Origin of the sequence: Pseudomonas sp. LAMO17WK12:I5 (assembly GCF_900215165.1) — a bacterium.
Classification (GTDB): Bacteria; Pseudomonadota; Gammaproteobacteria; order Pseudomonadales; family Pseudomonadaceae; genus Aquipseudomonas; species Aquipseudomonas putida_A.
In genome coordinates this window covers 376,147-388,333 of the sequence record NZ_OBDS01000007.1, presented here as the reverse complement: position 1 = coordinate 388,333, position 12,187 = coordinate 376,147, and the positions used below count along the sequence as shown (strand labels likewise).

13 protein-coding genes are annotated in these 12,187 nt (G+C 61.6%); 1 reads left to right on the top strand and 12 read right to left on the bottom strand.

Annotated features, from left to right (window positions below; translation table 11 throughout):
• Nucleotides 1-99: 99 nt before the first annotated feature.
• From CRO59_RS14890 to ycaC, 10 genes are all read right to left on the bottom strand, one after another.
• Nucleotides 100-765 carry a sulfite oxidase-like oxidoreductase gene (locus CRO59_RS14890; protein WP_097087869.1) on the bottom strand — a complete coding sequence of 222 codons (666 nt, stop codon included), beginning with the start codon at nt 763-765 and terminating at the stop codon, nt 100-102.
• A 68-nt stretch (nt 766-833) separates the two neighbouring features.
• Nucleotides 834-1,889: a substrate-binding domain-containing protein gene (locus CRO59_RS14885; protein WP_007966380.1), complete on the bottom strand. Its 1,056-nt coding sequence runs from the start codon at nt 1,887-1,889 to the stop codon at nt 834-836.
• Between the two features lie 31 nt (nt 1,890-1,920).
• Nucleotides 1,921-2,946, bottom strand: coding sequence for an ABC transporter permease (locus CRO59_RS14880; protein ID WP_097087871.1), 1,026 nt, complete (start codon nt 2,944-2,946; stop codon nt 1,921-1,923).
• Nucleotides 2,939-4,489 (bottom strand): sugar ABC transporter ATP-binding protein, encoded by a 1,551-nt coding sequence (locus CRO59_RS14875; RefSeq protein ID WP_097087873.1) that lies wholly within the window; start codon nt 4,487-4,489, stop codon nt 2,939-2,941. The genes CRO59_RS14880 and CRO59_RS14875 overlap by 8 nt, the downstream gene beginning before the upstream one ends.
• Nucleotides 4,490-4,497: 8 nt before the next feature.
• The gene (locus CRO59_RS14870; protein ID WP_097087875.1) at nt 4,498-5,169 is read right to left on the bottom strand and encodes a methionine ABC transporter permease; all 672 of its coding nucleotides are present in this window, start codon (nt 5,167-5,169) and stop codon (nt 4,498-4,500) included.
• The gene (locus CRO59_RS14865) at nt 5,166-5,966 is read right to left on the bottom strand and encodes a methionine ABC transporter ATP-binding protein (protein ID WP_097087877.1); all 801 of its coding nucleotides are present in this window, start codon (nt 5,964-5,966) and stop codon (nt 5,166-5,168) included. Before CRO59_RS14865 ends, CRO59_RS14870 begins: the two co-directional genes overlap by 4 nt.
• Entirely contained in the window at nt 5,963-6,772 is an 810-nt protein-coding gene (locus CRO59_RS14860; protein ID WP_097087879.1) for a MetQ/NlpA family ABC transporter substrate-binding protein, read from the bottom strand. The genes CRO59_RS14865 and CRO59_RS14860 overlap by 4 nt, the downstream gene beginning before the upstream one ends.
• Nucleotides 6,773-6,799: 27 nt before the next feature.
• Entirely contained in the window at nt 6,800-7,852 is a 1,053-nt protein-coding gene (locus tag CRO59_RS14855) for an isopenicillin N synthase family oxygenase (RefSeq protein ID WP_097087881.1), read from the bottom strand.
• A 215-nt stretch (nt 7,853-8,067) separates the two neighbouring features.
• Nucleotides 8,068-9,003 (bottom strand): Gfo/Idh/MocA family protein, encoded by a 936-nt coding sequence (locus tag CRO59_RS14850; protein WP_097087882.1) that lies wholly within the window; start codon nt 9,001-9,003, stop codon nt 8,068-8,070.
• Between the two features lie 201 nt (nt 9,004-9,204).
• Nucleotides 9,205-9,837 carry an isochorismate family cysteine hydrolase YcaC gene (ycaC, locus tag CRO59_RS14845; protein WP_007966399.1) on the bottom strand — a complete coding sequence of 211 codons (633 nt, stop codon included), beginning with the start codon at nt 9,835-9,837 and terminating at the stop codon, nt 9,205-9,207.
• Between the two features lie 614 nt (nt 9,838-10,451).
• On the opposite strand from ycaC, the gene CRO59_RS14840 reads away from it, so the two are divergent.
• Nucleotides 10,452-11,210 (top strand): helix-turn-helix transcriptional regulator, encoded by a 759-nt coding sequence (locus CRO59_RS14840; RefSeq protein WP_097087884.1) that lies wholly within the window; start codon nt 10,452-10,454, stop codon nt 11,208-11,210.
• Between the two features lie 60 nt (nt 11,211-11,270).
• On the opposite strand, the gene CRO59_RS14835 is transcribed toward CRO59_RS14840, so the two are convergent.
• Both CRO59_RS14835 and CRO59_RS14830 read right to left on the bottom strand, forming a co-directional pair.
• Entirely contained in the window at nt 11,271-11,630 is a 360-nt protein-coding gene (locus CRO59_RS14835; protein WP_097087886.1) for a DUF6124 family protein, read from the bottom strand.
• 141 nt (nt 11,631-11,771) lie between these two features.
• A complete protein-coding gene (locus tag CRO59_RS14830; protein ID WP_097093093.1) occupies nt 11,772-12,143 on the bottom strand; it encodes a DUF6124 family protein in 372 nt (123 codons plus the stop codon).
• Nucleotides 12,144-12,187: the final 44 nt, after the last annotated feature.

The window sequence follows — 12,187 nt, the reverse complement described above, 5'->3', positions numbered from 1 at the left end:
ATTGCTTTCATCCACCGCAGATCCAATGTGGGAGCGGGCTTGCTCGCGAAGGGGCCAGTCCAGTCACCCGAGATGTTGACTGCAAACATGCGCAAACCTTTAGTCGAATTCCTTTTCCAGCCAGGCATCCTCGGCAATGTCCAGGGCCTGCGCACTGAAGCGTTGTTCCGCAAACGGGTCGGCGTGCAGGTGAAAGCCGTTGCGCTCCCAGAAGCCGGGTTGTTCTTCGTCGACAAACTCCAGACCGCGCAGCCATTTGGCGCTTTTCCAGAAGTAGCGCCCGGCGACCACCAGCCGCAGCGGCCAGCCGTGCTGGGCGGTCAAGGGTTGGCCGGCGTGATGGGTGGCGAGCAGGCTGTCCGGGTGCAGCAGGTCGTCGAGTGACAGGTTAGTCTGGTAGTCGTGATCGGCGTGGGCCATGACGAAACGTGAAGCGGGCTGGATCCCGAATGCGCTCAGCAGATCCTGCAGATGTACCCCGCTCCACTGCATGTCGAACTTCGACCAGCGTGTCACGCAATGAATGTCACATTGCAACTCGCGCTGCGGCAACCTTTGCAGGTCAGCAAAACTCAACTCGACGACACGCCCGACCTTGCCGAACAGGCGCAATGACCACGTTGCCAATTCATACTCCGGCACCGTGCCTTCGTGGAGGATCGGGAAGCGCTCCGTCAACACCTGCCCCGGCGGCAAGCGTTGACCGAGCGCCGGGTCAGCCTTAGGTGCGCGGCTGTTGCGCAAACGCATGGCTTTGTTGTGCATGTTCACTCCCAAGCGCGTCAGGATGCCTGCCGCGCATACAGCGCATCACCCGGTGATAACGGCTGCATTCAGTTCGCCACAGGAATCCACTCGGCCCGCGCCACATTGGCGGTATCGCCGAACGCCGGGAGTTTCTGCGCCAGGTCGCGGACGTTTTTCACGTCCAGATCGAGCAACTGTTGGCGTGTGATCAGGGTCGGTGGCACCAGCACTTGATGCCCAGGATTTTCGCCGGCAATCAACATCGCCAGACTGCGCACGCTGATCGCCCCCGCCACTTGCGGATTGACCGCGGCGGTCGCCGCCCAGGCGCTGTCAGGTTCTTTCATGATCTGGATGTCGGCGGTGGAGATGTCGGCGCTGTAGATCTTCACCTTGCGCCCCAGCCCGGCCTCGTCGACGGCGATCTTCGCGCCTTTGGCAAACTCGTCGAACGGCGCGAAGATCACGCTGATATCCGGATTGGCGCGCAACACCGCGCTGGCCTGATCCGCCACCGAGTTGGCAATCGGCGGGTTGAGCGTGCCGAAACGCGCCTTCTCGATGATGCCCGGATTGGCCTTTTTCACCTGACTCCAGATCTCGTCGCGGCGCTCCATCGGGGTGAAGCCGCTGATGTACACGTAACCGGCATCGAACCGCGTGCCGTTGTCCTTCACCGCCTGATCCAGCGCCAGTCGCGCCAGTGCATGGTGATCCTGCTCGACCTGAGTCACTTGCGGGCTGTTCAGATCGACGTCGAACGCCACCACCTTGATGCCTTTGGCGATCGCCCGGTCAATCGGTCCCTTGAGGGTTTCCGCCAGGCCCAGTTGCACGATGATCCCGTCGACGCCGAGGTCGATTGCCTGATCGATCATCTCGCCCTGACTCGCCGCTTGCTGGCGCGCATCGAACACCCGCAGATTGGCCCCCAGCGCCTCGGTCTGTTTCTCCACGCCGCGCAGGTACGCCTCGGGAAAGTCCCCGGAAAACAGATAGCCGACCAGCGCGATCTGCACCTGACCTTTATCGAACGGCGCCGGAGCACCTGGCAATGCCTTGGCCTGAGCGCTCAAAGCCAATGCCGAGAGCACCGCGCCGGCGAGGCAATGGCGTGCGAACTGCTTGATTGAACCGTGCATAGATCTTCCTTGCAGCGACAAATGAACCGGCTCAGCGCGCCCGATGCGCGAGGCCGAAGGTGAACATCAGGGCCAGCACCAGCACCAGTCCCTTGACGAAATCCTGCGCGTAATACGGCGCGTTGAGCATGGTCAGGCCATTGAGCAGCGACGCCACCAACAGTGCGCCGACCAACGTGCCGAACGCATTGGGCTTCTTCGCTCCGAGCACGGCAAAACCAATCAGCGCCGCGCCGAGGGCGTCGAGCACCAGACCGTTGCCGGAGCTGACATCACCCCGACCCAGGCGCGCCGCCAACAGCAACCCGCCAAGTGAAGCGAGCAATGCCGACAACACGTAAGCGAGCAACTTCAAGCGCTGTACCGGCGCGCCTGCCAATCGCGCCGCCTGCTCGTTGCCGCCAATCGCATAAAACAACCGGCCGATGCGCGTACGCTCGAGAAACAGCCACACCGCCAGCGCCACCAGCGCCGTGATCGACACCGGCACCGGCACCATGTCCCACAAGCGTCCGCGGCCGAGGGCGAGAAACGCCGTACTGAACGTGCCTTCGGTTTCCACTCCACTGGGCAAGGTCATGCCCACCGCAATCGAGCGTCCGCCCGTGGGAATCAGTTGCACGCCGATCACCAGAAACATGCTGCCCAGCGTCGCGAGAATGTCCGGCACCCGCAGCTTGACGATCAGCCAGCCATTGAGCAGCCCGACCAGTGCGCCACCGGCCAGACTGATCAGCACCGCCGGCACCGCGCCCCAACCGAGCACCACCATCACGTAACTGGAGATCATCAGGCTCATCGCCGCCACCGCACCAATCGACAGATCAAGTCCGCCGACGGCCATGGTCAGCGTCACGCCAAGGGCCAGCAGCGCGACGATCGACACCGACTGCAAGATGCTGAACAGATTGCCGACGCGCAAAAACGCCGGCTCCGCGACACTGAAAAACACCACGATCAGCGCCAGCAGCCACAACAGGCCGTAGCGGATCAGCGCTTGCAGCAGGCGCTCGGCGGGTGCCGTAGCGGACGACAACAATGAACTCGAATCAGGCACTCGCTCTGCTCCTTGGCGTGGCATGAAAGGGATTTTCGCTAGCGTCGCTGCCGGCCAGCGCAGCGACCAGGGTCGCGCGCTCAAGACCGGCGCGCGGGTATTCGGCGACCACGGCGTGATCGCGCACCAACAGAATCCGGTCGGCGATTTCCAAGGCTTCATCGACATCGGCGCAAATCACCAGGGTCGCGCGGCCGCCGGCACTGTCGCGCAGCAGTTGGCCGATCTCGCGGCGGGCGCGCACGTCGACCCCCTGAAACGGCTCGTCGAGGATCAACACCCGCCCTTCTCCGAGCAGCCAGCGGCCAAGCACGACCTTCTGTTGATTGCCGCCGGACAGCGCGCTCATCGGCACCTCGATGCCGGCGGTCTTGATCCCCAGCGCCGCGACTTGCGCCTCGACCGCTGCCGCTTCGGCGCGGTTGCGAATGAACCCGGCACGGGTGAAGCGCTGCAGAAACGGCAGCGTCAGGGTCCGGCGCAGGGAGAAATCCGCCACCAGCGACTGACTGGCGCGATCCTCCGCCGCGAGAAACACACCGCTGCGAATCGCCGCCCTTGGCGAACCCGGCAGCCAGTCCATGCCATCCAGTTGCAGGCTGCCGGCGACGGCTTTGCGCAAGCCGAACAGCACTTCGGCAATCTCACTTTTACCGGCGCCGAGCAGCCCGGTCAGCACCACCACTTCGCCTTGGTGCAGGTCGAAATCGAAGCGCCTGGAGCGTGGCAAAATCTGCAAACCTCGCGCACCCAATACTTTTTGCCCCACGCTGCCGGGCGTGTAGACATGCCCGTCCAGCGCCTGCCCGAGCATGGCGTGCACCGCCTCGGGCAACTGCCGCGCGCTGAACTCTCCGGCCAGTCGCCCATCGCGCAGGACAATGGCGCGATCCGCCACCCGTTGCAGATCGGACAAGCGATGAGAGATGTAAACAATCGCCACGCCACGGCTGCGCAGGGTGTCGATCAGGCCGAACAGCCGTTGCGCCTCGGTCTCCGACAAGGCTGCGGTCGGCTCATCGAGAATCAGCAGACGCGGCTGCAAGGCAAAGGCCCGCGCCAGCACCACCAACTGCCGTTCGGCCTGGCCCAGGTGTTCAATCGGCTGCTCCAGCGGCAACACCAGACCCAGCCCGGCGGCGATACTCGCGGCGCGTTCCAGCAAGCGTTGGCGATTGAGCCAGAAGTCCGCGTCGGGTTTGCACAGTTCATCGAGCAGCAGGTTCTCCGCCACGCTCAAACCGGGCGCAATGCCCTCGTTGATCTGCTGATGCACCGCGATAATCCCGACCCGACGTGCCGACAGCGGCGAGCTGAATTGCCGGGGCTGACCGTCGATGTAAATCTCGCCGCTATCGGCGCACTGGCTGCCGGCGAGAATCTTCACCAGCGTCGATTTGCCGGCACCGTTGGCACCGAGCAACGCCACCACTTCGGCGGGATGAATCTGCAGGCTGACGCGATCCAGTGCGCGGTTCGAGCCGAAGCTCTTGCTCAGATCACGCACTTGAATCAGCGGCGCGCGGGCCACGACGACACTCATAAAATTCCTTAACGTCGATGGGCCAGCGAACGCACCAGCCGGTCGCCCAGGCTCTGCACGCCCTGCACCAGAATGACCAGCACCACCACGGTGGCGACCATCACTTCATTGTTGAAACGCTGATAGCCGTAACGGATCGCCAAATCACCGAGGCCGCCACCGCCAATCACCCCGGCCATGGATGAAAAACCGATCAGCATCACCAGCGTCAGAGTGATCCCCGCCAGCAACGCGGGTAGCGCTTCGGGCAACAGCACTTTGAAAATCACATGACGGATGTCGCCGCCCATGGCGAGGATCGCTTCGATGCGGCCCTTGTCGACTTCGTCCAGCGCGTTCTCGACGATCCGCGCAAAAAACGGAAACGCGCCGATGGTGATCGGCACTACCGCAGCGGTGCTGCCGAGGGTGGTGCCGACCACCAGTCGGGTCAGCGGAATCAGCGCAATCAGCATCACCACAAAAGGCAGCGAGCGCCCCAGATTGACCAGCGAACCCAGCGCGGCATTGAGCCGTGGCAGCGGCCACAGTCCGTCGCGGCGACTGACAAACAGCAACACCCCGAGCGGCAAACCGATCAGCAGCGTGAACAGCCCTGCGAGCAAGACCATGTACAGGGTTTCGCCGGTGGCGTTGAACAGCAGTTGCAGGATTTCATTCCACTCGATGCTGCGGTTCATGACTGAGCCGCCCGCACGCCGTATTGCTTGAGGAAGCTGAGCCCGGGGATGTCGTGGCCCAGCGGCAGGCCGCAGGTCGGACGCAACGAAGTGCCGAGACTCGATTGCGCATCGGCGAGCAAACGCGGCACCGGGCCGGACTCGACCAGACGCCCGTCCGCCATCAACGCCGCGTGATCGCAGATCGACTTGACCACCTCCAGCTCATGGGTGATCAGCACGATGGTCACGCCCAATTGCCGGTTGATATCGCGCAGCAGGTCAAGAATCGACGCGGTGGTTTCCGGGTCCAGCGCGCTGGTAGCTTCGTCCGACAGCAGATACGCCGGCTCGGCGGCCAGGGCGCGGGCAATCCCCACCCGCTGTTTTTGCCCACCGGACAACTGCGAGGGAAAGGCTTGCGCCTTGTCAGTCAAACCGACCAGTTCCAGCAGTTCGCGCACCCGCACATGGCGCCACGGTTTGCCGACGTTGGCGATTTCCAGCGGCACGGCGATGTTGTCGAACACGGTACGCGAATGCAGCAGATTGAAGCCCTGGAAAATCATGCCGATGCGCTGCCGCTGGCGGCGCAGGTCGCTGGCGGACAGGGTCAGCAGGTCTACGCCGTCGATGAGAATTTGCCCGCTGTCCGGGCGTTCGAGCAGATTGAGACAACGCAACAGGGTCGACTTGCCTGCGCCGCTGCGCCCGAGAATGCCGTAGATCGCGCCGTCGGGAATACTCAGCGACACCTGATCCAGTGCTGGTGCCGGCGCCGACGGGTAGGTCTTGCTCAACTGCTCGACGACGATCATGGCTTGCCATCCTCCACCGGAATCACCGACCCCTTGAAGTTATCGGTGATGTATTTCGCCACTTGCGGCGAGGTCAGGTCTTTGGCCAGTTGCGCAATGCGCGGATCGTTCTGCAGTGTCGGCGTGGTCACCAGAATGTTGGCGTACGGATTGTGCTCGGCCTTCTCCAGCCCCAGCGCATCCTGGGCCGGCACCAGTCCGGCTTCCAGCGCGTAGTTGCCGTTGATCACCGCAAGGTCGACGTCGTCCAGGGCCCGAGGAATTTGCGGCGATTCGATTTCAAGGATCTTCAGCTGTTTCGGGTTCTCGGCGATGTCCTTGGGCGTGGCCTGATCGGCTGCCGGATCCTTGAAGCCGGGCTTGAGTTTGATCAGGCCGTTGTCCTGCAACAGGTACAGCGCACGGCTCAGGTTGGTGACGTTGTTGGGCACGGCGACGGTGCCTTTTTCCGGCACCTCGGCGAAGCTTTTGTGCCGGCGCGAATAGATGCCCAGCGGCTCGATATGCACCGTGGCGGCCACCGCGAGTTTCTGCCCCAGCGCTTGTTCCTGGGATTTCAGGTACGGCAGATGCTGGAAGTAATTGGCATCGACATCGCCATGCACCAACAGCTCGTTGGAGTTCACGCCGTTGGGAATCTCGATGACCTTGAGCTTGAGTTGCGGATCGATTGTCTGGATGTACGCGAGAATCTGCGCGTGGGGCACCGGGTCGGCAGCCACGCGCAACGGCTCCAGTGCCTGCGCGCCGAACGAAGTCACCAGCGCGCCGAGCACGGCCAGGGTCAAACCTGCTTTTTTCAACATGTGCGGAGTCCTTGAGCGAGTGATGAATCAGGCGTTGGCGGTTTTACGAGCCGGTGCGGCGGGCATCAGCGCGTCGGCATAGAAGCGCCGGGCGACGTCGGGGTGCGAACGCAACCGACCCTTGAGGTAGTTCCAGCCGACATCGCGAAACAACGGATTGAGCGGATCACTCGCCGGGCCACGCGCTTCGCGCAGCAGCGCAGTGGGCAACGGATACAGCGGCACCACGGCATCGAGTTGTGCGCCGAGGAAGAAGGCGATGGACAAGCGTTCGCTGCCTGCGGGCGGCGAAACCACGCGGTGTACCGTGGCGCGAAGATAACCGTTGGTGGCCAGCTCCAGCAGTTCGCCGATGTTCACCACCAGCGTGTTGTCGCGGGGCAGCGCATCGATCCAGCGCCCTTCCTCGACCTCCACTTGCAGACCGGCCTGCTGGTCTTGCAGCAGAAAGCTGAGGAACCCGGAATCCTTGTGCGCGCCGACGCCCTGCTGGCTCGCGTTGGCGGCCTGGCCTGGGTAGCGCATCAACTTGATGTGTTCGTTGGGTTTGTCGCCGTACAACTGATCGAACGCGTCCGCCCGCAGCGACAGGGCCTGGGCGAAGGCGCGCAGCAGGCGCAACGCCATGCGCGTCATCGCCTGTTGCCATTCGTGCAGCAGGGGTTTTAGTTCTGGCAGCGCCGCCGGCCATTGGTTGGGCCCCTGCAAGCGAGCCCACAACGGGCTGTCTGCGTCCAGCGGCAACGCTTCGCGCTCGGCCCCGAGATCGAACTGCTCACGCCAATCGGGTTGACCACGGGTGATCTCGGAAGCGGCACGGTTGTAACCGCGAAAATGCGGCGAACTGATCATGCCGACGGCGGTCTTTTCGTGCTCGGACAAGGCGAAGAACTGCCGGGCGTGATCCTGCACCTGCTTGAGCAGGTGGCTGTCGATGCCATGGCCAGTGAGATAGAAAAAGCCGACGTCACGCGCGGCGTGACGCAGGTTTTCAAGAAATTCATAACGCTGCTGCGCGGTGCCTTCGAACAACGAAAGGTCCAGCGTCGGCAGCGTGGTGATATCGAGGGTATGCGGCATGATTCACTCCCGTGTGAACCAAACCTGAAGAGCCTTTGATCGATTCAGCGTGTGCCGTCATGGCAATCGGGGGTCTATCGGTTTGATGCGTTTGATTCGTCGTGAGACAAAACTAAACGATCTTAAAAACCACGAACAAATACCCTTTTTGCATTAGCTTAGGCCTGACGCTCAAGTTCGCTGTCATCACGCGACAGCTCTCCCGCTTCAACTGATCAACGTGCCGGGTCATAAAACGGTTCGACTGCCACCCGGCTGCCGACAAAGAAACTGTCAGCCACCAGCCGCAGTGGCTGCAGATCGACGTCGCTGGCCCGATCGCCAATCAGTTGCTGAAAGTGCCGATACACCGCGGTGTACTCGCCCTCTTCCGATACCGCCTGGCGCACGCCGTCGATGCTCAGCAGCGCCCCGCCGTTATCCAGGCGCAGCACCCCTTCGGCGCAGCGAATCTCGATGCTCCAGAGTTCGTCGTGACCGTGGTCGAAATCGAACTCGGCCTGCACGTCGAGTCGGTTCGCGTCGGACATCTTGATCGACGCGGCAATCGGCGACTGGCAGTTTTCCGGTACGCGCAGTTCGGCGGCTTCGACAAACAATGGCTGCGCCAGCAAACGGGTGACTATCGATAAGGCATTGATGCCCGGATCGAAAACGCCCAGACCACCGGGTTGCCAGATCCACGTCTGCCCGGGATGCCACTTGCGCACGTCTTCCTTCCAGTCGATCTGCACGCTTTGCAGCGTGCGGCCGGCGAGCCAGTCGCGGGCGGCTTCGATACCGGGGGCGTAGCGCGAATGCCAGGCGAACAACGCACTGACACCCTGTTGCTGCGCTTGACTGACCAGGGCCAGCGCCTCACCCAGCGTGGCGCACGGCGGTTTTTCCACCAACACATGTTTGCCGGCGGCCAGCGCCTGCTGCACCAGTGCGAACCGACCTTGCGGCGGCGTACAAAACGCAATCGCATCCACCTCGGGGCCGTTCTCCAGCAACTCGCTCAACGAGTGAAAGTTCTCCACCCCGGCACAGGGTTTACCTTGCGTGGCGACCGCCACCAGACGAAATCCGGGATTGGCGTTGATCGCCGGAACATGTTGATCTTGGGCAATCTTGCCGTAGCCCACCAGACCGAGACGGATCGGTTGCATCAGTGACTCCTGTTTTTGTTTTGTTGTCGTCAGCGAGTGCGCAGATTAGCCGTAAACGTCAGGGAATACCCAGCTGAGTCTGATCAAAAAACCGCAGAAGCCAGCGCTCGGTTCATCGCGCCGGGTAGTAACGTTGATGCCGCGGCGCAAACAAAGAAAGCCTGCTTTTCAGGGCAGGCTTTCACGTTCACAACGCTGCAATCACTTCTGCTGCGCGGTCAACGCCGAGTAACTGTTCATCAGGTTCCGGTAGTTCGGAATCCGCTGCGACAGCAGATTGCCCAGCCCTTCGATGTCGTTGCGCCAGTCGCGGTGCAGCTCACAGGCGACCGAGAACCAGTTCATCATTTGTGCGCCGGCCTGGGTCATGCGGCTCCACGCGGCTTGCTGGACGGTGGTGTTGAAGGTGCCGGAGGCGTCGGTGACGACGAATACGTCAAAGCCTTCGGCCAGTGCCGACAGGGTCGGGAATGCGACGCAGACGTCGGTCACGACACCGGCGATGATGATCTGTTTGCGGCCGGTGGCCTTGATCGCCTTGACGAAGTCTTCGTTGTCCCAGGCGTTGATCTGGCCTGGGCGGGCGATGTACGGCGCGTCCGGGAACATTTCTTTCAGTTCCGGGACCAGCGGGCCGTTGGGGCCTTGTTCGAAACTGGTGGTGAGAATGGTCGGCAGGTTGAAGAATTTTGCCAGGTCGGCCAAGGCCAGGACGTTGTTCTTGAACTCGTTCGGCGAGAAGTCCTGAACCAGAGAAATCAGACCGGTCTGGTGGTCGACCAGCAGGACTACGGCGTCGTCTTTGTTCAGGCGGTTGTAGGTTGCAGTGCTCATGTTTGAATCCCTTTTCTTGGTTGAGGTAGTGGGCGTTGCGTTGAACATGGGCACAGATTACGGATACCGCCTGAACGGATAAATCGGTTGAAAAGCGTTTCACTGTCAACTCATAACGGACAATCCTGGCGACACAACACAGGCTTGCCAGCCTCCAACTCAATCCGCCTCGGGAATTGGTTTGGCGATCATCAAACTGTACGGTGCCCGGTTCAGGACCCTCTCCACCGTTGCGCCAATCAAGTTGAGGCCTTGCGGGTAGGCGGTGCCCCATAACTCTGTGGGAGCGGGCTTGCCCGCGAAGGGTTCATTCCAGGCAACATCTCAAATGGCTGACACACCGCTTTCGCGAGCAAGCCCGCTCCCACACTGGATCTCGGCAGGCCGTCATTCCTGAGTTCACCGCTCCCACAATGATCTCGACAAGCCGACAACCCTGGGTTCACCGCATAACCCTGTGGATGAAGTTATGAGCTAATAACACCTTCATTAAACCGTCTTTCAAACGTTGTACTAGGATAGGATCCACATCCTGACATTTGCGCCGACCAGGGAACATGCTCGACGCAGCTCAGGAATGGGACTGTTTCACCTGCAACTCATGGATGATGTTTATGAATTCACACCTGTTTCCCCACATCGGTAAAGTCATTGCGAGCACCGGCAGCCGGCACTTTCCGCGGATGCTGCATGACCTGATCCAGACACAACTGGCGGTCGACGCCACACACATTCGCCAGATGCGCGTCGAGCCGGTGGGCCGCCCCGCCCATCGCCACCCGCCGGAAACCGGCCAAGACTCGGCCCAGCAGGCTGAAACGGTATTCTGCGAACAGATTGCCGCACGCTCGAGCGAGCCAATGGAGCCGCCAGCCGGGGCCAGCGCCGACGCCTCACAATTGCACCTGACCCGGCGCAAGGACGGCTACCGCTACGTGATTTCGGTGTATCGCAACGACCAGTCGCAACGCTTCTCGGCTCAGGAGCAGAGTTTGTTGCAGGACATTTCTCCGGTGCTGTTGCCGATGGTGGAAAAACACATTCACGCCCTGCAACCCCAGCAGACCAACCCAGAAGACCCGTCGCCCGGCGCTGACGGCGCGCAACAGGGCCTGGAAAACCTGCGGCTGCGCTTCAACGAGCGTTTGCAGCAACTGGGCCTGAGGCTGTCCAATCGCGAAACCGAAGTGTGCATCGGCCTGCTCGCCGGGCGCACCGCGCCGGAACTGGCCGAGCAATTGCAGTTGAAGGTCAACACGGTGGAAAGCTATCTCAAGCGCGCCGCGATCAAACTGGGGATCAGCGGCCGGCATTCGTTGATGCGCTGGATGTATTCGCCGGAGGACACCAGCCACGCCACCAGCGCAGCCTGAGTCCGTAGCTGAACAAAAAACTGCCGCCCTCCCCGGGCGGCGGTTTTTTACATTGGGGGCCTAATCCTTCGGCACAACTCTATCCAGCGCCTGATTCACCGCCAACTCCCCCAGCATCACCACCTGCGCAATGCCCAACACCGTATTACGACTCGGCCCCTCCAGCGTCCCGGCGAAATCGCCGAGCATGACCGTGGCCGAGGCCAGGGATTCGCAGGCGTTGGCCAGCAGGGATTCGGTGTCGGTTTGTGGGTTGACCAGAAACATGCTGCTGGGGGTGTACGGCGTTGCCATGATGTTCGCGGGCGCGAGGTAATGGTCGAGGGCGCGTTCGGCGGCTTCGTGGAGCTTTCTGGAGTTGAGGGATTCGTAGGGTGATACCGACTCTGTGGCCGGCGGGTTGGGCTTGGGTTCGGGCATCAGCTGGAACTCCGATCGGGGCACTTTGAAAGGATTACTCACTGTAGGAGCTGCCGCAGGCTGCGATCTTTTGATCTTGATCTTGAAAAACAAAATCAAAAGATCGCAGCCTGCGGCAGCTCCTACACGGGGACCGGGCAGTTAGTTCGGCACGCGGCGGCCATCGAGTATCCGGTTGACCATCAGTTCACTGAGCATGATTACCTGATGCAGCATCAGCATCGCCCGGCGCTGCGAGTTGTCGACGGTGTCGCCGATATCTCGGGCCATGTCACTGGCGGCGGCTAAAGATTCGCAGGCTTCGACGAGCAAGGTTTCCTCGTCCACGGTGCGGTCGATGAGGAAGATTCTGTTGGATTTGCTTGAGGGTGTTAAAGGGATCGAGATCTTCAGTGCGCCGGGGTTGAGGTAGAAGTTGATGGCGCGGTCGGTGGCCGCTTTTATCTTCTGCGGGTCGAGGGCTGGGTCGTACGGGATTGAGGTGTCCGGGGGGTTGGGTGTGGCTTTGAACATGGATGAAGCTCCTGCTTAGCAAAAGTAAGGAGCCATCACTCTCG